23 protein-coding genes are annotated in these 22,712 nt (G+C 41.9%); all 23 read right to left on the bottom strand.

Annotated elements, in window-relative coordinates; all coding sequences use genetic code 11:
- Positions 1–59 precede the first annotated feature (59 nt).
- The 23 genes from sucD to recG all read right to left on the bottom strand — a co-directional run bounded on the left by sucD (position 60) and on the right by recG (position 22,596).
- Positions 60–962, bottom strand: a complete 903-nt coding sequence (gene sucD, locus CSV63_RS00950) for a succinate--CoA ligase subunit alpha (protein ID WP_099694140.1) — start codon at positions 960–962, stop codon at positions 60–62.
- An 18-nt stretch (positions 963–980) separates the two neighbouring features.
- Positions 981–2,141, bottom strand: a complete 1,161-nt coding sequence (gene sucC, locus CSV63_RS00945) for an ADP-forming succinate--CoA ligase subunit beta (RefSeq protein ID WP_099694139.1) — start codon at positions 2,139–2,141, stop codon at positions 981–983.
- 134 nt (positions 2,142–2,275) lie between these two features.
- Positions 2,276–2,563 (bottom strand): EscU/YscU/HrcU family type III secretion system export apparatus switch protein, encoded by a 288-nt coding sequence (locus tag CSV63_RS00940; protein ID WP_099694138.1) that lies wholly within the window; start codon positions 2,561–2,563, stop codon positions 2,276–2,278.
- Complete coding sequence (locus tag CSV63_RS00935) at positions 2,560–4,776, bottom strand: hypothetical protein (protein WP_099694137.1); 2,217 nt, start codon at positions 4,774–4,776, stop codon at positions 2,560–2,562. Before CSV63_RS00935 ends, CSV63_RS00940 begins: the two co-directional genes overlap by 4 nt.
- On the bottom strand, positions 4,773–5,546 hold the full coding sequence (locus CSV63_RS00930; protein WP_099694136.1) for a ribonuclease HII: 774 nt from the start codon (positions 5,544–5,546) through the stop codon (positions 4,773–4,775). The genes CSV63_RS00935 and CSV63_RS00930 overlap by 4 nt, the downstream gene beginning before the upstream one ends.
- Before the next feature lie 115 nt (positions 5,547–5,661).
- Entirely contained in the window at positions 5,662–6,516 is an 855-nt protein-coding gene (ylqF, locus tag CSV63_RS00925; protein ID WP_099635937.1) for a ribosome biogenesis GTPase YlqF, read from the bottom strand.
- An 18-nt stretch (positions 6,517–6,534) separates the two neighbouring features.
- On the bottom strand, positions 6,535–7,101 hold the full coding sequence (gene lepB, locus CSV63_RS00920; protein ID WP_369823765.1) for a signal peptidase I: 567 nt from the start codon (positions 7,099–7,101) through the stop codon (positions 6,535–6,537).
- 103 nt (positions 7,102–7,204) lie between these two features.
- Entirely contained in the window at positions 7,205–7,549 is a 345-nt protein-coding gene (rplS, locus tag CSV63_RS00915) for a 50S ribosomal protein L19 (protein ID WP_099630898.1), read from the bottom strand.
- 127 nt (positions 7,550–7,676) lie between these two features.
- Positions 7,677–8,414, bottom strand: a complete 738-nt coding sequence (gene trmD / locus CSV63_RS00910) for a tRNA (guanosine(37)-N1)-methyltransferase TrmD (protein ID WP_099694626.1) — start codon at positions 8,412–8,414, stop codon at positions 7,677–7,679.
- Positions 8,414–8,929, bottom strand: coding sequence for a ribosome maturation factor RimM (rimM, locus tag CSV63_RS00905; protein WP_099675148.1), 516 nt, complete (start codon positions 8,927–8,929; stop codon positions 8,414–8,416). The genes trmD and rimM overlap by 1 nt, the downstream gene beginning before the upstream one ends.
- Positions 8,930–9,005: 76 nt before the next feature.
- Positions 9,006–9,239, bottom strand: a complete 234-nt coding sequence (locus tag CSV63_RS00900) for a KH domain-containing protein (protein WP_099630895.1) — start codon at positions 9,237–9,239, stop codon at positions 9,006–9,008.
- 15 nt (positions 9,240–9,254) lie between these two features.
- Positions 9,255–9,527, bottom strand: coding sequence for a 30S ribosomal protein S16 (gene rpsP / locus CSV63_RS00895; RefSeq protein ID WP_029052320.1), 273 nt, complete (start codon positions 9,525–9,527; stop codon positions 9,255–9,257).
- 92 nt (positions 9,528–9,619) lie between these two features.
- Positions 9,620–10,975, bottom strand: a complete 1,356-nt coding sequence (gene ffh / locus CSV63_RS00890; protein ID WP_099694134.1) for a signal recognition particle protein — start codon at positions 10,973–10,975, stop codon at positions 9,620–9,622.
- Between the two features lie 12 nt (positions 10,976–10,987).
- Positions 10,988–11,317: a putative DNA-binding protein gene (locus CSV63_RS00885; RefSeq protein ID WP_099694625.1), complete on the bottom strand. Its 330-nt coding sequence runs from the start codon at positions 11,315–11,317 to the stop codon at positions 10,988–10,990.
- Between the two features lie 60 nt (positions 11,318–11,377).
- The gene (gene ftsY, locus CSV63_RS00880; protein ID WP_099694133.1) at positions 11,378–12,400 is read right to left on the bottom strand and encodes a signal recognition particle-docking protein FtsY; all 1,023 of its coding nucleotides are present in this window, start codon (positions 12,398–12,400) and stop codon (positions 11,378–11,380) included.
- 12 nt (positions 12,401–12,412) lie between these two features.
- On the bottom strand, positions 12,413–15,970 hold the full coding sequence (smc, locus tag CSV63_RS00875) for a chromosome segregation protein SMC (RefSeq protein WP_158233881.1): 3,558 nt from the start codon (positions 15,968–15,970) through the stop codon (positions 12,413–12,415).
- Between the two features lie 2 nt (positions 15,971–15,972).
- Positions 15,973–16,740 carry a ribonuclease III gene (gene rnc, locus CSV63_RS00870; RefSeq protein ID WP_099694131.1) on the bottom strand — a complete coding sequence of 256 codons (768 nt, stop codon included), beginning with the start codon at positions 16,738–16,740 and terminating at the stop codon, positions 15,973–15,975.
- A 106-nt stretch (positions 16,741–16,846) separates the two neighbouring features.
- The gene (locus CSV63_RS00865; RefSeq protein WP_085133672.1) at positions 16,847–17,086 is read right to left on the bottom strand and encodes an acyl carrier protein; all 240 of its coding nucleotides are present in this window, start codon (positions 17,084–17,086) and stop codon (positions 16,847–16,849) included.
- Positions 17,087–17,197: 111 nt separating this feature from the next.
- Complete coding sequence (fabG, locus tag CSV63_RS00860) at positions 17,198–17,944, bottom strand: 3-oxoacyl-[acyl-carrier-protein] reductase (protein ID WP_099694130.1); 747 nt, start codon at positions 17,942–17,944, stop codon at positions 17,198–17,200.
- Positions 17,944–18,888: an ACP S-malonyltransferase gene (gene fabD, locus CSV63_RS00855; protein ID WP_099694129.1), complete on the bottom strand. Its 945-nt coding sequence runs from the start codon at positions 18,886–18,888 to the stop codon at positions 17,944–17,946. Before fabD ends, fabG begins: the two co-directional genes overlap by 1 nt.
- Positions 18,885–19,877 (bottom strand): phosphate acyltransferase PlsX, encoded by a 993-nt coding sequence (gene plsX, locus CSV63_RS00850; RefSeq protein ID WP_099694128.1) that lies wholly within the window; start codon positions 19,875–19,877, stop codon positions 18,885–18,887. The genes fabD and plsX overlap by 4 nt, the downstream gene beginning before the upstream one ends.
- A 6-nt stretch (positions 19,878–19,883) precedes the next feature.
- On the bottom strand, positions 19,884–20,456 hold the full coding sequence (fapR, locus tag CSV63_RS00845; protein WP_099694127.1) for a transcription factor FapR: 573 nt from the start codon (positions 20,454–20,456) through the stop codon (positions 19,884–19,886).
- A gap of 100 nt (positions 20,457–20,556) precedes the next feature.
- Positions 20,557–22,596, bottom strand: coding sequence for an ATP-dependent DNA helicase RecG (recG, locus tag CSV63_RS00840; RefSeq protein ID WP_099694126.1), 2,040 nt, complete (start codon positions 22,594–22,596; stop codon positions 20,557–20,559).
- Positions 22,597–22,712: the final 116 nt, after the last annotated feature.

Raw genomic sequence — 22,712 nt, 5'->3', positions numbered from 1 at the left:
TTCGACACTACAAGCGAGAGCACGAAAAAAGGAGTAGCGATTAAGCTACTCCTTTTAGTTTACTTCGTTTTACATTTCTCGTATAGTCCTTTTTCTTTTAGGACTTTGATTAACGTTTCACCTATGACTGAAGGTGTATCTGCAACTTGAACATCAGCTTCTTGTAGTGCTTTGATTTTATCAGCAGCAGTACCTTTACCACCGGAAATTATAGCACCTGCGTGTCCCATACGCTTGCCTTCAGGTGCAGTTTGACCACCGATAAAGCCTACTACAGGCTTCGTCATATTTTCTTTGATCCAAGCGGCTGCTTCTTCCTCTGCAGTACCACCAATTTCACCGATCATGACGACTGCATAGGTTTCTGGATCTTCATTGAATGCTTTCAAGACATCGATAAAGTTTGTACCATTTACCGGGTCTCCACCAATTCCGACAGCTGTAGTTTGACCAATGCCTTCTTGAGTTAACTGGTGAACCGCTTCATAAGTTAGTGTACCTGAACGAGAAACTACGCCCACATGCCCTTTAGTATGAATATAGCCTGGCATAATACCGATTTTAGTCTCGTCTGCCGTAATAACACCCGGACAGTTTGGACCAATCAATCGTGTCTTTTTGCCTTCCATATAACGTTTCACTTTGATCATATCTAGGACTGGAATATGCTCCGTAATACAGATTGTCATGTCTAGTCCTGCGTCGACGCCTTCCATAATGGCATCTGCCGCATACGGTGCAGGTACATAAATAATAGAAACCGTCGCACCTGTTTCTTTTACTGCTTCTTCCACAGTGTTAAATACCGGCACACCTTCCACCGTCTGACCGCCTTTACCAGGCGTTACGCCAGCGACAATTTTCGTACCATATTCCAACATTTGCTGTGTGTGGAACAGGGCAGTGGAACCTGTAATTCCTTGTACAATTACTTTTGTATCTTTATTCACATAAATACTCATGATTTGTACCTGCCTTTCTTATCCTATCAACTCAACGATTTTTTTCGCGCCCTCTGCCATGGAATCCGCTGCAACGATATTGATGCCGGATTCTTGTAGCAAGGCTTTCCCGCGTTCTACATTCGTTCCTTCAAGACGTACGACAAGAGGTACTTGAAGCCCCACTTCTTTAGCTGCCTCAATAACACCTTCAGCAATTACGTCACATTTCATTATTCCACCAAAGATATTAACAAAAATGCCTTTAACTTTTGGATCGGATAAAATGATTTTGAAAGCGGCTGCTACTTTTTCTTTCTTTGCACCGCCCCCAACATCTAAGAAGTTAGCGGGTTCTCCGCCGTAGTAATGGATCGTATCCATTGTAGCCATTGCTAAACCGGCTCCATTTACCATGCAGCCAATATTTCCGTCAAGAGAAATATAGCTCAGGTCATACTTAGATGCTTCAATTTCTTTCGGATCCTCTTCATCAAAGTCACGTAATTCCATAATATCTTTATGACGGAATGTAGCATTGTCATCAAAGTTGAATTTTGCATCCAATGCAAGTACACGCTGGTCTTTTGTAACAACCAAAGGATTAATTTCGACAATAGATGCATCTTTTTCGCTGAACACTTTATATAAACCTAAGAAAAAGCTGACTGCTTTATTGATTAAGTTGCTAGGAATTTCCATATTAAACGCCATACGACGTGCTTGGAAAGGAACCAATCCAACTACTGGGTCGATTACTTCATAGAAAATCTTTTCGGGATTATTTTCTGCCACTTCTTCGATTTCTACGCCGCCTTCTGCAGATCCCATCAACGTTACTCGATCTGTTGCGCGGTCAACGACAAGACCAATATAAAATTCTTTTTCGATATCAATTCCTTCTTCAACAAGAAGACGCTTAATTTCTTGTCCTTTAGGACCTGTTTGGTGTGTTACGAGTTGCTTGCCAATTAAGTCGGCTGCTACTGCACGCACTTCGTCAAGAGATTTTACAATTTTGACTCCGCCTGCTTTACCTCGTCCACCTGCATGTATTTGGGCCTTTACCACAATAGGTAATGTACCGATTTCTTTTGCTACTGCCATTGCTTCTTTTGGAGAAAACGCGACACGGCCTTTTGAAACAGCTACTCCGTAATCTCTCAATAACTGCTTCCCTTGATATTCATGGATGTTCATACGTACTGCCTCCATTCGTTTTACAATTGCTTGATGTTCAACTACTGCTTTATTGTAATCAAACTGTCACACATTGTCCAAGAATCGCTATTGCAAATTAAAATTCTTTAATTTCCAACAATTTAAATACACTCTTACTTCACACTATCTTTTTGACGATCTAAACGATAGATATAGGCAAATACTTCCGATACCGCTAGATATAGTTCTTCAGGTATCGTTTCGTTGACATTTAATTGACCAAGCAATTCCAGCAGACTCGGATCGTGTTGTACAGGAATTGCATGTTCTTGCGCACGCTCAAGAATATTCTCCGCAATTTTCCCTTTTCCTTTGGCTATTACTTTCGGAGCATCTGAAACTTCAGGGTCATAGGATAGTGCAACGGCCTCTTTTCTAGTAAAACGTTGTTCTTCTTTCATATCCTGAAATCTACTCCTCCCTCATCTGATTGGAAGGTGCTAGCTGATAATTTGACCTCTTGCTGTTTTTCCATGAATGGTTTAAAAGTTATACCCGACAGTTTATAGCCGACTCCTTCAAGACCTTCTTTTAATGGATCTTGAAAATCGGCTCCCACTACTTTTAAAGAAGGTATATCATTAAAAATCGTCAAGTTTACCACTTTGTCTTGCACATTCATATCAACCAAAGTCGTCGACAGTGATTCCAATTCCAGATAAAATATTATTCGCGCAAAAGCCGGGTCAATTTTTCCATTTTCTTTCATTCGACTATTCCATTGCAACGTAGCATCGATTTTCTTGCCGAACATCTCGAGTGGTAGTTGCATAATCAGCTGTTGTTGCGCACCTAAATCCCCTGACTGTAGTAAAGTTCCATTCATGCGAAGCACCATTGCTTCCGCTGCATCCCGCAGTGGCGGGGATAATAGAGGTTCCTGTAGCATGCTCAGTAACTGTGGTTTTAATGTGCTAGCCAAATGTGCTATATCAGGTTCTTCCCCTCCGAGTATAGCTTCGTAATTCACGCCTAGTGTACTTAATACATGTTGTATAGCCTCTTTCATGACCACACCATTCATCGTCTGTGACACTTGAGCTTCAGCTGTCTGGATCAGTTGTTTTACTAAATTATTTCCTGATTTTTCGGCCATTTGCATTAATGCACGAATCGCCTCATCCGCTTGATCAAATGGCAGTAAGAGCGACTGGACTGACCGTTGTACTTCTTTCATGACCGTTTGCTGCTGAACTGACACATCCTGCCTACTCGCTTGTTGGATCAATGTGTGACTAAGTTGTTCAACTAGTGCTGTTTTTGCTCCCTCTGTCACTGGTTGTTGCACAAATTGATTCAATATATGTTGCAATGCCTGTTTCATCGATTCAGGTAAAGCAGAGTTACTACTCAGCTGTTGTGTCAGGTGTTGCATATTCATTTTAATTGTTTCTTGGTCAGATACTGGCGATTGGCTTATTTGACTTATGGCCGCTTGGACCGTTTGCACAGTTGCAGGGACAACTGCAGCTTGTTGCGCAATGCTACTTGGTACTAACGGAGCGGTTGTAGGTGTTGCAGTGGCTTGAGTCAATACGTTAGTAAATTGCTCAACGATAGTAGCTTTAGTACTAGCTGTCAGCGGCTGTTGGTTAAACTGATTAATTACAGTCCGCAACGTGTTTTTCACATGTTCTGGGAGTGCTACGTCGAATAGTTGTTGTGTGATATTTTGCACAAGCGCTTTTATTGTTTGTTGATTTATAAAAGGTGTTTGACTCAGTTGACTCACTAAAGAATGTATAGCTTTAGTAGAATCTCTTTGATTTATCATGTCGTCAGTAGCATAGGCAGTTTGTGTATTCGCTTTCGTGACCAGCTCAGCCATCACTTGTGGCAAATTGGCCAAAGATGTTTGAGCCGGCAATATAGCGGCATCTTTCAATAACTGTAGCGCGGTAAATCGATCTGCTTGAGTCGCTTGTGGATTTAGCAGTTGGGCTACACTTTGATTCAGCAGTTCTTTCCCTATCACTGTGTTTAAAGGAGAAGAAAGAGATTGAATGGTCGCCAGAAGCTGCTCACGCGTCGCTGATGGGAGATTAGCTTCGCTTTGTATGCTAGCTAGCAAAGTCGTCAATTGCTGCGCAATCGTGCTTGTCTGAACTTGTAAGAGAGATTGAAATATAGCTGGCGTGAAAGGTAGTTTTGCTTCAGCGATTTTACCGAGCGTCGCTAGTGCCTCTGCTTTCATTCCATCCGGTAACGATTTCAGTAGACTGACAGCCTCCAGTATATTTTCTTTTGTCATAGGAATTTTTTGCTTCATAATCGTCGCGAGTATATCTTTCATTTCCTGTGTTTTCGGTACATGTAATGATTCCATTAACTGAGTTAGTTGTGATGACTGGCTTTCTCCACGCATCGGACCAGAAATGACCTGTAACCGTAAATCAGGTTCAGTGCCATTGACCTTGAAGTAATAATGATCTCCAGCTTGCATCGGCACTTCCAATTTAGCATATAACTGCTGCTTTCCAACCTGCACTTGTGCCATTTGACCAGGAAATAATTGTGTAACCTTTCCGTGTATCATTTGCCCTTCTTTTAGAGATAACGGTTGGGTTTCCGTAATAGCCCTTGCAGATGTAGCAGATAATGAATGCAAATTCATTGTCGATCCCTCCACATCGTTTTAATCGGTTCAAAAGATTTGCGATGATGTTCACAAAGTCCATGCATTTCAAGTCCTTGTAGATGTTTCGCCGTTCCATATCCGGCATTTTCATTAAATCCATACCAAGGGAACTCCTCGTGTAATTCATTCATCAGAGCGTCACGAGTTGTTTTCGCTAATATCGAAGCTGCTGCGATAGTTAAGCTTTTTTCATCTCCTTTTACGACGGAGTAACACAGGCATGCTGTCTGTAGATTCATTGCGTCTGCTATCACTACATGTGGCACTACTGGAAGTTCACTTATCGCTCTCTCCATCGATTCTTTTGTTGCTTGGTATATATTCAATTCATCAATCACTTTCACAGGCTGCACGTGTATAGCGTACGCTACAGCCTGTTCCTTAATCAGTCGGGCGAATTGCTCTCTTTTCTCCTTAGAAACTTTTTTTGAGTCGTCTAATCCAATTAGGGCAGTGCAATCCTCAGGTAGTATAACGGCGGCTGTAACTACCGGCCCCGCTAAAGGCCCTCTTCCCGCTTCGTCAATTCCTGCAACCAATACAACGCGTGAAGATCTATATGAATCGTCAAAAGCTATTTTCTTTTGAAATTCTTGAACAATCGCTTGTTTTTTTTCGTATCGAGTGCGCCATTGACTAATTGCTTGCTGGACGCCTTTTCTACTGTCCGCTTCAAGTTCTGTAAGCCAATCATTCGGTTCTTGTAATTCTGCTAATTGATTTTTTATTTGTTGTATCGTTGTCATTTTCTTCACCTGTCCATCCAAAATATGATTGTCTAAGTAGTATATCGGTTTCTACATGATTTTTTCGACAAAAAAGCAACGGTTCGGAAACAGAGTTCCAAGCCGTTGCTTCTAGTCATTCGAATTCTTCAGGGAAATCGAATGTTAATTTACCTACTTGTTGGTCACGGATGTCTTGTACGATCATTTCCGCTACTTTGTCGTAATCAATTTCTCCACCAACCGTATAGACTTTTCGACGTTCACCGATTTTATTAAACAATGATTGAATATTATCGCCCACCGTTGTCATTTCATAACGCTGTGCTAGTCTTTCAGGATAATGCGACTCTAAAAATCGAAGTCCATATACTGCAAGCTCTTCCATATTTAATACCGAGTCCTTAATGGCACCTGTTAACGCTAACTTATACCCTACATTCTGGTCTTCGAACTTCGGCCATAAGACTCCCGGTGTATCAAGAAGTTCTAATTCTTTCTCAAATTTAATCCATTGTTGCGCTTTGGTTACACCTGGCTTATTTCCTGTTTTAGCGATATTTTTCTTCGCTAATCGGTTAATCAAAGTAGATTTCCCGACATTGGGAATGCCGACAATCATTGCCCGGATTGCTCCAGGACGTATGCCTCGTTGCTTCATGCGGTCATATTTCGGCTGCAGGATTTCTTTAGCGGCTTTGGTGACTGTTTGAAGACCTTTCCCTTCAAATGAATTGATCGCCACTGTGCGTAAGCCTTGATTTTCAAAGTAGGCAATCCAACGTTTAGTTTGAACTTCATCCGCCAAGTCCATTTTATTCAAGATAAGCAATCTTGGTTTTTGCTGGGTTACTTCGTCTATCATAGGATTACGTGAGGAAAGTGGTAGTCTAGCGTCAATTAATTCAAATACGATATCAACTAACTTAAGTTTCTCTGAGACTTCTCGTCTCGCTTTCGCCATATGGCCCGGAAACCATTGAATAGTCATTCGAATCGTCTCCTTTCATTATTTCACAAGACCAAAATCTTTAATCGGCCAGAATACCACATTGGTACTACCGATGACTTCATCGATGGAGACTGCGCCTATATGTCTAGAATCTTTACTTTTCCGACGATTATCACCCATTACAAATATGTGATCTTCAGGCACTGTTTGTGCATCGATTTGCGGCACATCCTGTAGTGTAAAATCTTCCGTCAGCGTACCATCTTGTACTTCCGATTTATATTGATCAAGGTACGGCTCTTCATATGCTTTACCATTTACATAGAGTACATCATCTTTATACTCCACTGTATCGCCAGGCAGTCCAATTACACGTTTAATATAATCTTTCTGCTCGGGTGCATGGAATACTACGATATCAAAACGATGCGGTTCACCAATCGTATAACCGATTTTATTAACGATCATGCGGTCACCATGTTCCAATGTTGGCATCATAGAAATACCGTCAACGACGATTGGTGTGAATAAAAATATACGAATAATGGCGGCTAATCCAAATGCGATCAATAATGCTTTAATCCATTCCAGTCCTTCACTTCTCGTTTTTTTCTCTTCCATCAATCCAGCCTCCTGCCCTGTCTGTTTTTATTGTACAGCCAATTGTCTTTCCGAGCAAAAAGAAAAGAGGCCAAATGCAAGGCCCCCTTCGTTTCTGTTTATCTTATTAGCGGAGTTCTTTGATACGCGCTGCTTTACCACGTAGTTTACGTAGGTAGTACAACTTCGCACGACGAACTTTACCGCGACGAGTTACTTCAATTTGAGCTAGCTTAGGCGTGTGTAATGGGAATGTACGTTCCACTCCAACACCATTTGAAATTTTACGTACAGTGAAAGTTTCGCTGATTCCGCCACCGCGACGTTTGATAACAATACCTTCGAATAACTGGATACGCTCACGAGTTCCCTCGATGATCTTCACGTGCAAGCGAAGTGTATCGCCAGGACGGAATGAAGGGTGTTCAGTGCGCAACTGCTCTTTTGTAATATCTGCAATAAGTTTTTGCATGTTTTTTCTCTCCTTCTTTTCTGATGCTCTTGCACGTTTTGCATTGCAGCGGAACAACAGTAAAATAGACGCTCTTAAAAAGCGCTTAATAAATCATAGCACACGCCTGTTAACGAATCAAGCAAATTTAGTCTCTTTTTTGTAGCCATTGCTGATAAAGTTTTTTCTGATAATCTGTTAAAGGTGCTTCTTGCAATAATTCTGGACGACGCTGTGCGGTGCGAAGGAATGCCTGCTCTTCCCTCCACTTATCAATCTCTGCATGATTGCCCGACAACAGCACAGGAGGCACTTCAAAGCCGTTGAATGTAGCGGGTCGAGTGTATTGAGGATGTTCTAGCATGCCCGTTGAAAAGGAATCGTGGACAGCCGATTGATCGTTTCCTAGAACATCAGGAAGTAACCTCACTACACTATCTATGATGGCCATAGAAGCTACTTCGCCGCCTGTTAATACAAAATCGCCAAGTGAGAGTTCATCCGTAACCAAATGTTCACGAACTCTTTCATCGTATCCTTCATAGTGACCACAAATGAAAACAAGATGTTGCTCTTTTGCAAGTTCTTCCGCTTTCTTCTGCGTGAACCGTTCGCCTTGCGGACACATTAAGATAACGCGCGGCCTACTATTGCTCGAACTTGTGACAGCATCTACTGCCGCAAAGAGAGGTTCGGGTTTTAGTACCATTCCCGCGCCACCCCCGTACGGATAATCATCCACTTTTCTATGTTTATTTGTTGCATAGTCACGAAAATCCGTAACCTTAAACGATGCGGCCTGTTGTTCTTGCGCTTTTTTCATGATTGAAGAATGAAGTACACCTTCAAACATCTCGGGGAACAATGAAAGCACATCGATTTTCATCATGAAAGCAACCCATCCATCAATTCGATCTGGATAATTCGCTTATCTATATCCACATCTTTAACCACATCTTCGATATACGGGATATAATGCGGCTTGCCTTCAGCAGGCGTTACCTCCCATACATCATTTGCGCCTGTTTCGATAATTTCGGAAACCGTACCGATCTCGTCTCCAGTTTCTGTAATCACGCGGCACCCAATGATTTCATGATGGTAAAATTCATTTTCTCCGAGTTCTGTCAATTCCTTCTCTGAGACCTTGATTACGCCGTCTCGGAATTTCTCGACGTCATTGATATTCGGATAGCCTTCAAACATAAGTAAATCAAAGTTTTTATGTTTCCGATGACTGATCACCTTCACAAACGTAGGTGTTTTGCTTTTCGGCATGAAGATCGCGAGTTCACTTCCCACTTCATATCGCTCATCTGGGAAATCTGTTTTGGACATTACACGAACTTCACCTTTAATACCATGTGTATTTACAATTGTGCCTACATTAAACCATTCCATTATTTCGCCTCCATTATATGAGTAAAAGTATTTATAGGTGCAAAAAAGGAAGGAACCGAGGCTCCTTCCTTTTGGATCAATCCAAGATATCCAAATACACTTTTTTACCGTGGTGGCTGCCTGCTGCTGAATAAACAATCGTACGGATCGCTTTTGCCACACGACCTTGTTTCCCGATCACTTTACCCATATCTTCCGCATTCACTGATAACTGATAAACGACTCGTTGAGACTGTTCTTCAGATACCACTTTCACGTCGTCCGGGTAATCGACTAACGGTTTTACAACTGTTTCAATCAGCTGCTTCATGTCCACCCCTCCAAATTACTTGCTGTATTTAGCGTTATGGAATTTTTCCATGATACCTTGTTCTGAGAACAAGTTACGAACTGTATCAGATGGTTTAGCTCCATCTTGAAGCCATTTCAAAGCCAATTCTTCGTTAATTTCAACTGTTGCTGGCTTTGTAAGCGGGTTGTATGTACCAACCTGATCGATTTGACGGCCGTCACGTGGTGCACGTGCATCAGCTACTACAATACGATAAAAAGGAGATCTCTTAGCTCCCATACGTTTTAGACGAATTTTAACTGCCATTATTATCTACACCTCCGAATAGTTTCACACAAGATAGTATATTACCAAGTTTTTATTTGTTTGTAAAGGGTTTTTTCTTAACACCCTCAATTTTATTTAAAAAACGCATCAAAACCAGGCATTCTACCTTTTTTCTTACCTTTTTGTTGCATGTTGGTCATTTGCTTAACCATTTTTTTCATTTCTTCAAACTGCTTTAGCAAACGGTTGACTTCCTGGGTAGAAGTTCCAGATCCTGTAGCAATTCTTTTTTTTCGGCTCGCATTAATAATTTCTGGGTTTTCCCGTTCTGCAAGCGTCATGGAATAAATGACGGCTTCTACGCGCCCCATTTGACTCTCATCCACTTTGGCATTGTCGAGTCCTTTGATCTTGTTCGCACCCGGCATCATTTTTAAAATTTCATCGAGTGGTCCCATCTTTTTTACTTGTTGCATTTGGTCAAGAAAATCGTCAAGTGTAAAGCTTTGAGTGCGCAATTTCTGCTCTAACTCTTTCGCTTTATCCTCATCCACGTTTTCTTGTGCTTTTTCAATCAATGACATGACATCGCCCATGCCAAGTATTCGGGAAGCCATACGTTCCGGATGGAATGGTTCAAGTGCATCCATCTTCTCACCCATACCGACAAATTTGATAGGCTTTTCAGTAACGGTACGAATAGATAGCGCCGCACCACCACGTGTATCCCCATCAAGTTTTGTCAAAATGACGCCAGTGATTCCGATGGTATCATCGAAACTTTTTGCCACGTTGACAGCGTCTTGACCTGTCATGGCATCCACTACGAGGAATACTTCATCAGGATTCGTTAACTCTCGAATATCTTTCAATTCTTGCATGAGTTCTTCATCTACGTGGAGTCTACCTGCAGTATCAATGATTACGACGTCATGATGCTCACGTTCTGCCTCTTCCATTGCTTTGCGAGCAATTTCAACAGGAGACTGATCGGTACCCATAGAAAATACGGGCACAGTGATCTGTTTACCTAATGTTTCGAGTTGTTGGATCGCTGCTGGCCGATATATATCTGCCGCTACAAGCAAAGGTTTCTTATTATGTTTTTTACGTAAAACTGTAGCCAATTTACCGGTAGTTGTTGTTTTACCAGCACCTTGTAACCCTACCATCATGATGACCGTAGGTGATTTACGCGCGAATTGAATGGGATTTTGTTCTCCACCCATTAGATTCGTTAATTCATCTTTTACGATTTTTACCACTTGCTGACCAGGTGTCAAACTCTTCATTACATCCTGACCTACTGAGCGCTCGCTGACCGTCTTGACAAATTGTTTAACGACTTTCAAGTTAACGTCTGCTTCAATTAGTGCAAAACGTACTTCACGCATCATTTCTTTTACGTCAGCTTCGTTAATTTTACCTTTGCCCGTAATTTTGTTCATTGTTACTTGCAGGCGTTCAGCTAGACCTTCAAATGCCAAAGACAATCCCCCCTATTCAAAGTCTTTTAAGGTATGTAGCAATTTCATGAAGCGATTTGAATTTTCGGTAGGCACCATTTCTTCTAGCAACTCTACAATTTCAAGTCGTCCTTCATGCTTTTCAAACAGATTGAGTTTATTCTCGTAATCTTCGAGCATTGCCTCAGTCCGCTTCACATTGTCATACACAGCCTGTCTCGATACACCGTATTGTTCAGCGATTTCACCGAGAGAAAGATCATCTAAATAATACAATTGCATATATAAACGTTGTTTGTCAGTTAATAATGATTGATAAAAATCAAAGAGGAAGTTCACTCTTGTCGTTTTTTCAAGCAAGATCACGACCCCCTTCAGTCACTATTATATAGTATCGCGCATGAGTATTGCCGTCAAGTGTTTTTACTTGTCTTCTTCAGTTTCAGCTTCATGATCATCCGTTTCTTCCATTTCTAATCCGTTCGCAAATAAACCATAGACATATTTCTCCGGGTCGAAAGGTTGTAAATCATCGATGCCTTCACCAAGGCCAACAAACTTCACTGGAATATCGAGCTTATTGCGAATCGCGAGCACGATACCACCTTTCGCTGTACCGTCCAGTTTCGTCAATACAATGCCCGTAACATTCGTTACTTCGTTAAATGTCTGCGCTTGGATTAATGCGTTCTGTCCAGTCGTCGCATCCAATGCCAACAATACTTCATGAGGAGCCCCCTCAATTTCGCGGCCAATGACGCGATGTACTTTTTCCAGCTCATTCATCAAGTTCACTTTATTTTGTAAGCGACCTGCTGTATCACAGATTAAAACATCCACGTTACGCTTCTTAGCTGCTTTCACCGCATCAAAAATAACGGCAGCTGGGTCGGAACCTTCCGCCTGGCGTACAACTACTACGCCTGTACGCTCTCCCCACACAACTAGTTGGTCAATGGCCCCTGCGCGGAATGTATCTCCAGCAGCCAACATAACGGTTTTCCCTTCTTTTTTAAGGCGGGCAGCCATTTTACCAATCGTTGTCGTTTTACCTACACCATTCACGCCAACCATCAAAATTACGTTTAGTCTACCTTCTTCGATATTCAATTCATTGGTATCTGCTTCACCTGAATTATAAATTTCTACAAGCTTCTCGGAAATCAATGACTGCATACCTGTCGTGTTTTTAATATTCTTACGTTGCACTTCTTCTTTTAGTAAATCAATCAATTCCATGACAGTTTCAAAACCAACATCCGCTTGAAGTAATAATTCTTCCAGTTCTTCGAAAAATTCTTCATCGACGACACGGAATCTAAACACTAAATCGTTAACTTTTGATGTAAATGAATCGCGTGTCTTGGTCAGTCCATCTTTAAATTTTTCCGCTACCGCTTCGTTTGTTCCTGATATTTTATCTTTAATCTTCTTGAAGAAAGACATTCATTTCACTCCTTAGCTACTGATTTCTTCTGCCACTTCAGAAAGTTTAACAGAAAGCAATTTCGAAACACCCGATTCTTGCATCGTAATGCCGTATAGGACGTCCGCACCTTCCATCGTGCCTTTTCGATGTGTGATCACGATGAATTGCGTCTGATCCGAAACTTTCTTTAAATAATTACTATATCGTACCACATTCGCTTCATCCAGTGCTGCTTCCACTTCATCTAATATGCAAAAGGGTACAGGACGAACTTCTAGAATAGAGAATAGCAAGGAAATCACAGTTAATGCGCGTTCCCCACCAGATAACAAACGCAAATTCTGCAACTTTTTCCCTGGAGGTCGTGCCATGATATCAATTCCGGTAGTCAGTAAGTTGGTTGGATCCGTTAACACAAGATCTGCTTCTCCCCCACCGAACATATCCTTAAACACGCGGCGAAAATGGCTGCGGATTGCTTCAAACGTTGTCTCGAAGCGACTTTTCATTTCCTGATCCATTTCTGCCATAGCTTCTTGTAACGTATTTTTAGCTTCGACCAAGTCATTGCGCTGTGATTGTAAAAACTCATGACGTTCAGATACTTCTTCAAATTCCTGAATTGCATTCGGGTTGACAGGTCCTATTATAACTAGTTGTTGCTTACAATCTTCTACTGTCTTGCGTAGTAGCGGAATATCCAATGATTCAAAGTGCAATTCATTCGGTCGTAAACCATACTCTTCATCCAGTCGATTTTTGACCGTTTCAAACTGTGTTTCAAGCCTGGATAACTGAATCCTCAGTGTGTTCAAGCGTTCGGAAATCATACTTACTTGTTGTCTGATCATTTTTATGCGTTCTTCATGATCACGAACACGTTTAGCTTGCTGAACACGCTTAGCTTTTTCTATCTCAATCGTTTGTTGCAAGTGTTTTTTTGTATCATTTGCCTGCTGACTCTGCTTCTCTATTTCTTCAGGTGTTAATTCCTTACCGATCACGAACTCCTGCACATAGTGCTGTTCTTCTTGCAAGCGGCTAATTGTCAACTCCAACTCATCTAGTTGATTGATGGTTTCCAAAATACTGCTTGAATGATAGGCGTTCTGCTCTTTCAATACAGCACTTTTTTGCTGTAAGTCATGCAATCTCTTTTGCAATGACTGTTGTTCTTCACGTCTATTCTCTACTAGTCTCTCTAAACCTTCTAGCTTTTCTAACGTCTCCTGAAGTTCACTTTTCAATACTTCATGCCGAGTTTGTAAATTTCGTTTTTTGGTCGATAACTGCTTTTCTGCAGATACTGTGTCAGTACGTCCTATTTCAATTGTGGATATTTCCATTTCGACAGAACGCAATTCCATTTCGGTTTCTTGTAATGACGCATGAATGAGGGATTTTTTCTGTTGAGTTTCCTCTAACTTTACGCGCAATTGATCACGAAGATGTAAACTCGCACCAACTAAATTACGAGTTTCAGAAGTTTGTGCAGTAGCCTGTTGAATAGATTCATCCATTTTTTGCAGTTGATTGGAAAGAGTCTCCAGCTCAGCCTTGCGGGAAAATAACGTAGTCTGTCCTTTCGCACCGCCACCGGTCAACGAACCGCCTGTGTTTATAATATCCCCATCAAGTGTCACTATGCGATAACGGTGTCCTATCGTTTTGGCTAAACTTGATGCAACTTCTAGATCATTGGCAATAATCGTCTGACCTAATAAGTTTTTGGCAACCGACTCATATGCTGCAGACGTTTGAATGAGTTCAAATGCCGTGCCGATGAAGCCCCGCTGTTGAGAGAGTACGTGTCGGCTATTTATAGGAAGTTCACGCGGCTTCAAGATATCCATAGGAAGAAACGTAGCGCGACCGAAGTTTTTCGTTTTTAAATAACCGATGGCTCGTCTTGCATCGTGCTCAGTCGTAGTAATGATATGTTGCATAGCACCGCCAAGAGCTGTTTCAATTGCCTTTGTATAGGCTGGCTCCGTCTTAATGAGTTCCACTACAGCTCCTTCGATCCCTTGTATACGTTGTTGTTTCTTTGCATGAAGTACTTCTTTGACGCCAGAATAGAACCCTGAAAAATCTTTTTCAAGACTTTCTAGGGCACGGAGTCTTCCTTGCATTTCGGATTGTTTACGCAATGCTTTCTGCAGAATTTGCTGTTGTGTAGTTAGACGTTGCTCTTCTTCTGTCAATTGTTGCTGACAAGCCCTAGCTGACTTTTCTAGCTCATCTAGCTGTTTCTGAACAGTCTTTTTTTGCTCATTTTTTTCTTGCTGTTCTTTAGCTAATTGTCGTTTGCGTTCGGAAAGTAACGTAGTCTGAACTGTAATCTTTTCCGTAGAAGACTTTTCTCCCTGAAGCCGCTCCTCTACATGCCTGATTTCACTGCGCACAGTGGCTTCCTCATTGAGGCGCTCAATATAGACTGATTTCAACTGTTCAATTTGCTGTTCTGTTTCTTTTAATGAACTGTTTAACATGGCCGTGACTTGCTTACTTTCTTTCGTCACTTCTTCAAGTTCATGCTGAGCAGCTTTCTGCTTCATCTGCATAGCACGATGTTTATCTTTTGCCGTTCGGTGAGCGTCTTCTGCAGATTGCAGCTCTTGTCTAATACGCTCCACTTGCTGCTTCGTATTGCGTGTCTTTTCAACGGACAGCAATCTTCTACCTTCCCACTTTTCAGCTTCTGCTGTCTGTTTGATCAATTCATTTTGTAATTCATCCAGTTGAAGCTCTACTTTCATAAGAACCTTCTTGTCACTATCCAGATCGTTTTCATATTGTGTAAGGGTATCCGAAATCTGTCGCTGTTCAGCTTCATCACTTTTCACAACTGTCGCCTTTTCAGAAATCTGCTGTTGCAACGTAGAAGCGTCGTGATGGAGTAGACGAACATCTGCCTCTCGAAGTTCAGAACGCAAATTAGCCGCTTTACGAGCCGAATCTGCTTCTTTTTCAAGAGGAACAAGTCGATCATCAATTTCTTTTAATATATCCAGTACACGATCTAAATTATCAGTCGTCTCGAATAATTTATGCTCCGCTTGCTGTTTATGGGTTTTATACTTCAAGACACCTGCCGCTTCATCAAAGACATTGCGTCTTTCATCAGCACGGCTATTCAAGATCTCATCTACCCGACCTTGCGAAATAATGGAAAATGCTTCTTTACCCAATCCCGAATCCATAAATAGCGTGATAATATCTTTTAACCTACAAGTCTGGCCGTTCAGAAGATATGCACTATCTCCAGATCGGAAAACCCTTCTAGCTACACTGATTTCGGTGTAATCAAGCGGAAATAGATTTTGTGTATTATCCAAAATGAGTGTGACTTCTGCAAAATTAACTGCCTTCCGAGAGTCACTGCCTGCAAAAATAACGTCTTCCATTTTACTGCCACGCAATGATTTTGCAGATTGTTCACCGAGCACCCAACGAATCGCATCGATAATATTACTCTTCCCACTTCCGTTAGGTCCTACGATGGCTGTTACTCCCGGTACAAAGTCTATATGGATTTTTTCCGCGAAAGATTTAAAGCCTGCGATTTCCAGCCTCTTCAAAAACACGATTAGTTCTCCCCTTCGGTTGTCTGCATCAATAAATGTTCTATCGCACGACGGGCAGCTTCCTGTTCCGCTTCTTTCTTGGATTTGCCAATTCCTTTTCCAAGTGGTTGTTCATTCAGATTCACTACTGTAACAAACTTTTTCGCATGTGCAGGACCTTTTTCTTCAATGACTTCATACTGAAGGGGTCCGTTATTTTTTTGTTGCACTAATTCTTGCAGGCGACTCTTATAATCTGTCACATGCGAAAAAGCTCCGATACTAATTTTCGGAAAAACGATTCGCTTTAGAAACTCTTCAACGACTTCCATGCCTTGATCCAAATAAAGCGCGCCGATATACGCTTCAAATACATCTGCTAATAACGCAGGACGCATTCTCCCACCAGTTAGTTCTTCACCCTTACCAAGAAGAATATAGTCTCCAAAGTTCAATTCATTTGAAAACTTAACAAGTGATGGTTCACAAACAATCGCCGCACGAAGTTTCGTCAGCTCCCCTTCGCTTTTTGCCGGTTCTGTACGGAATAAAAATTTAGATACTCCAAGTTCTAAGACAGCATCACCAAGAAATTCCAATCGTTCATTATCGGAAAACTTCTTGCGACGATGTTCATTGACATAGGATGAATGGGTAAATGCATTATACAATAGATTTTCATCGTGAAATTGAACATCTAGTTTCTGCTGGAGTGTACTAAACTTCTCGCGTACAGCTTGTGGCAATGTAGGGTGTGATACGGTTTCTTTCGAAGTTCTTTTATTTTTCATAAACTACTCTGCCTCTCGTCTATTAATAGTCTGTACACACGTATAAAGCGAAAAGAGACGCTTTCTCCTTTTCAGATGAAAGGAAGAAAGTGTCTCACCAAAAAGGTCATTCGCCTACTTTTGCTGTAATGTACGTTACTGCATCTCCGACAGTTGCAATTTTCTCTGCATCATCATCAGAAATTTCCGTTTCAAACTCATCTTCAAATTCCATAACAAGTTCTACTACATCTAGTGAATCAGCTCCAAGATCCTCACGGAAAGAAGCTTCAGGTTTTACTTCGCTTTCATCGACACCTAGACGGTCGACAACTACTTTTGTTACGCGCTCAAGTACTGTTGACAACATAGTCACCTCCTCTCAAGGCCAAAGTCGGCTCATTAGCTACTATTGAATTATAGAGGTTAGTCCCCTCGTAACGCAACCATAAATAGCGCTTTCATAGAAGTAGTTCTTTTACATCACCATGCCGCCATCTACATTGATAGTCTGACCCGTAATATATTTTGCATCGTCGGATAGTAAGAATGCCACAACGCTCGCTACATCTTCCGCACTTCCAAGCTTGCCTAAAGGAATCGTTGACAATAATTGCTCTTTCATGTCATCGCCCAACTCATCTGTCATATCCGTTGTGATGAATCCTGGAGCAACAGCATTTACTAAAATATTACGTGCCGCTAATTCTTTTGCAGTTGTTTTCGTCAATCCAATAACCCCTGCTTTTGCTGCCACGTAATTTGCTTGCCCTGCATTACCTGCAACTCCTACAACAGAAGCCAGATTGACGATTCTTCCTGCACGCTGACGCATCATTTGGCGCGTTACAGCCTTAGTGCAAAGGAAAACACCCTTTAAATTAATGGCCAATACATCATCCCACTCGTCTTCTTTCATGCGCATCAATAAATTGTCTCGCGTGATGCCAGCATTATTGACGAGGAGATCAATGCTACCGAATTGTTTAATCGTCTCATCCATCATAGCTTTCACTTGATCAGCATTGGAGACATTTGCTTGAAATACGAGCGCTTCTCCACCCGCAGAGCGAATTTCGGCTGCTACAGTTTCTGCTCGATCTTGGCTACCGCTATAATTGACGACTACTTTAGCACCTTCAGACGCTAAGCGCAAAGCGACAGTGCGCCCAATCCCTCTGGATGCTCCTGTGACTACTGCTGTTTTTCCATCGAATCTTCCCATCATGACCATCCTTTCGCTTCTTCAAGCAACTTTTCAAGCGTTTCTTCATCATATACTGGGTATACTTTCGCTGTACGGTCTATTTTTCGGATTAATCCACTCAACACTTTTCCAGGTCCACACTCTATGAAACGAGTAACACCCAGTTCAAGTAATTTTTCAACAGACTCTTCCCAGCGTACCGGTGAGTACAATTGTTCAACCAGTAATTTTTTTATTTCGTCTTGTTTCGTTACTTCATCTGCCGTAACGTTTGCGATGATAGGAATTTCAGCATCCTTCATTTCGATACCTTCAAGCGTCTTTTGTAATTCTCCAGCTGCTGGTTGCATTAGAACTGAGTGGAAAGGTCCGCTTACATTCAATGGCAATGCACGTTTCGCACCCGCTTCCTTCAAGGCTGTACAGGCCTTATCCACACCCTCTTTTGCACCGGAAATAACAATTTGGCCGGGGCAGTTTAAGTTGGCTGGTTGTACAGGGTGTCCGGACTCTGTGATGTTCGATGTAATTGACTCCAAAACATCACGATCCATTCCAAGTATGGCCGCCATAGCACCTTTACCTGCAGGTACGGCTTCATTCATATACAGACCTCTTTTATGAACAGCAACTACCGCATCTTCAAATGAAAGAACCTTGGATTCAACAAGAGCGGTATACTCACCCAGACTGTGTCCTGCTGTATAATCCGGCATAATGCCTTCTTCTTCCAAACGTGCAGCAATCATGGCACCCACCGTGAGTAGAGCCGGTTGAGCATTATACGTCAACGTCAATTCATCTTGAGGGCCTTCTAGCATCAATGCGCTCAGTTCAAATCCAAGAGCTTCGTCAGCCTTTCGCATGAATTCCTTACACGCTTCGTTCTTCTCTGTAAATACTTTCCCCATCCCTACAGCTTGTGAGCCTTGTCCCGGGAAAACAAATGCGAGTTTACTCAAGATTCCTCTTCCTCTCCGATTGTTTTTTTAATTGTTTCGCATACTTGGTATTGTACCATGGTTCTCGCTTGGCGAACTGCATTAAAAAATGCAGTGGCATTCGATGAACCGTGCGCTTTGATGACAGGATGATTCAAACCAAATAAACCTGCTCCACCATACTCCGAGTAATCCATCTTATTTTTTAAACCTTTTAGATCATCTTTCACTAATCCAGCCGCAAGCTTAGTTTTTAACGAAGACATAAACACTTCTTTGATCATGGAAAACACATTCATTGCCGTACCTTCAATAGTTTTCAATACCATATTACCCGTAAAGCCATCTGTGACCACGACATCTGCCACGCCATTCAATAAATCACGCGACTCCACATTCCCGATAAAGTTTATGGATGCAGCTTGTAACTCTTCATAGGCATATTTTGTAAGCTCATTCCCTTTTCCTGCTTCTGTTCCGATATTTAATAAGCCTACACGCGGCTTGTCAATTCCGCGCACTTTCTCCGCGTAGATACTCCCCATGACGGCAAACTGCGCCAACTGTGAAGGTTTACTATCTGAATTTGCTCCAGCATCCAACAACACGAAGCCACTGCCGTCAATCGTCGGTAACGTCGGTGCTAGCGCTGGTCTTTGAATACCTTCCAAGCGACCTACGATAAAGAGTCCCGCCGACATGAGAGCACCTGTATTACCGGCTGATACACATGCCTGTGCTTCTCCATCTTTTACGGCTTGCGCCATACGGACCATGGAAGCATCTTTTTTCTTTCGAATTGCACGCACAGGCTCATCATCAGGTTCAATAACTTCGGAGCAATGTACTACTTGAAGGCGTGGATGTGTTTCGAGAAATGGTGCCATTTTTTGCTCATCACCAAATATATGTATTCTAATGTCATCAAATGCATGAAGGCTCTGTAATACACCCTTCACAATCTCCCCGGGTGCGTTGTCTCCACCCATTGCATCTACTGCAATAATCATATGTAATTACCCACCTTTTTTTGTTGTACGATACATCTGAAACTCTCCCGAGAAAACAGGCTCACTTTCTACTGTTGACAGGACGTCGACAACCGTACTTTTATCTTTCAAGGTTTCCTTACGCACAGTAGCACGACACACTACGCGATCACCGGCTCTAACTGGTTTTTGAAAGTGCAGTGAGGAACGAACCGTCAAAGCCAAGTCATCATCTAAGACTGCTACAGCTAATGAATTCGCCTGCGCAAATAAATGATGACCTCTGGCAATTCCATTTCGTTTAAACACATCCACTTCTTTTACATCAAAAATTGAAATGGCTTTGTTATCCAATTCCACATCAATAATTTCTCCAAATATTTCTTCAGCTTGCATAGACTTCACTGTACCTAACATTTGTTGCGACGCTACGGATTTCAATCGCTCTCGCAATTCAGGAATACGACATTCCAGCCGATCTAGCCGTACGGTTTGAATGCTCACAGAAAAATGCCTGGCAATGTCTTCATCTGTCAGGAATGGATCTTCTTCAAGCAGCGTTACGAGTAATTGTTGCCTCTCCTGTTTAGGAACTCTCAATTACTACACCCCTTTAGATTAGCACTTGGTATTAATACTAAGTATATAAAGAGGTAAATCAGATTGCAAGAGGTTATCGAATATACTCCGTTCACATCTATCAATCTATCCGCTTATCAGTGAGTGCGCCCGATTGCTCAAGACGTCCACGTAACGTTGCGTACTCATCATTTGTCCAAAACGCATCCGAATTCAATAAGCGTTCCGCATCATCACGCGCTATAGAGAGTGCCTTGAAATCATGGACCAAGTCAGCCATTTTAAATTCTGGCATTCCACTCTGTTTCTTGCCAAAAATATCTCCTGCTCCGCGTAACTCCAAATCTTTTTCAGCTAAAATAAATCCGTCGTTCGTTTCCGTCATCGATTGCATGCGCATCTTACCTTCTTCTGTTGACGGATTAGCAAGCAATACACAATATGACTGATCTGACCCCCGCCCTACACGTCCCCTTAATTGGTGTAACTGGGCTAGACCGAATCTTGTTGCATCATAAATCAGCATGAAAGTGGCGTTCGGCACATTGACACCTACCTCTACTACTGTCGTGGAAACAAGAACGTTTAACAGTCCTTCACTGAATTCCCTCATGACCTGATCCTTTTCGACTGGAGATAATCGACCATGCATCAAACCTACTTTATAGCGACCACCAAAATAATTACTTAATTCTGCATGTACTTCGACTGCGTTTTGGACATCCAATTTATCCGATTCCTCGATTAACGGACAAATGACATACGCCTGTCTTCCTGCACGTAACTCTTTCTCCATCTTCTGTAACACAGGTAATAAGGAGTCTTCTTTCAACCAATGGGTTTCAATTTCTTTTCGTCCTGCCGGTAGTTCGTCTAAGATCGAAACGTCCATTTCACCAAATACCGTAATCGCCAATGTTCTTGGAATAGGAGTCGCAGTCATAAATAGTACATCGGGGTTTAAGCCCTTATCTCGCAAAACACGACGTTGTTGCACTCCAAAACGATGTTGTTCATCTGTCACAACAAAGCCTAGTTTATGAAATTGTACTTCAGGTTGGATGAGCGCATGCGTTCCGATCAGCAAATCTATATCCCCAGCTTCTAAGCGTTCCAACAACTCTTTTCTTGCTTTTGCTTTTGTAGATCCAGCAAGAAATGCAACAGTCACACCGAATGGTTCGAACCAGTTGGCTAATAATTCAGCGTGTTGTTCAGCCAATATTTCCGTTGGTGCCATCAATGCGCCTTGGAATCCTGCAGTAACGGCTGCATATAGCGCTATGGCTGCGACAGCTGTCTTACCTGATCCCACATCCCCTTGCAGTAAACGATTCATGCGGAGTGGTGATTTCAACTCTGCACATAATTCATTCACCACACGTTTTTGCGCGTTTGTTAATTCGAACGGCAATGTACTGATGAACTTCTTCAATAAATTCAAATCATATTGAATGACAAGTCCTTTTTCCTGTTCTTTGCGCAACTTTTTCATTCCTTGAATTTTCAACTGAAACAGCAATAATTCTTCATAAACAAAACGTCTACGGGCATGCTTAACGTCTTCAGCTTTAGTTGGGAAGTGGACCATTTCCAATGCTTCAGCTATAGATGGTAGCTTGTATACTTCCAGCATCTCACGCGGTAGTGTCTCTTCTATATCTTGGGCAGTTAAGTCTATGACTGTACGCATATAACGACGAAACGTTTTTTGATGCATAATTCCCTTCAAACTATAAACCGGCTCAAAATCAGTCTGTTCACCGGTATGTAAACGATTCACCGTAATCGTCTGACGACCACGGTCCCATGCACCGGTAACATTTATTTGCATTCCTGTGAGCAGACGATCTTTTAAGTAATGTTGATTGAAAAATACAGCTTTCACCAAATGATGACCGACCAATAAACGGACTTGCATTCTGGAGCGATTTTTCCCAGAGAAAAATACTGTCGGTTCGGACTCTACCCGACCTTCTACTGTGACACGTTCGCCATGTGGTGTTTCAGTCAAATCTGTCATACGAAAATCTTCATGGCGATAAGGGAAAGTATATAATAAATCCTCAATCGTCAGAATTCCTAGCTTTCCGAATTGTTCAGTTGTTGTTTTGCCTATTCCTTTTACTGTACCTACACTGTTTTTTAAAATGTTCCCCACGTGAAAATGACCTCCTTTCCATACCTTGTTGGAAAACGAATGTTCCTCTTTTTTAGTTTACCATGAAAAGACAGGATAATAAAAACGTTGCCCCCACTTACGGGACAACGTAATGT

The sequence above is a fragment of the Sporosarcina sp. P34 genome (genome assembly GCF_002743375.1).
GTDB lineage: Bacteria > Bacillota > Bacilli > Bacillales_A > Planococcaceae > Sporosarcina.
The sequence above is the reverse complement of the archived record's forward strand: the minus strand, read 5'-3'. Positions and strand labels throughout refer to the sequence as shown.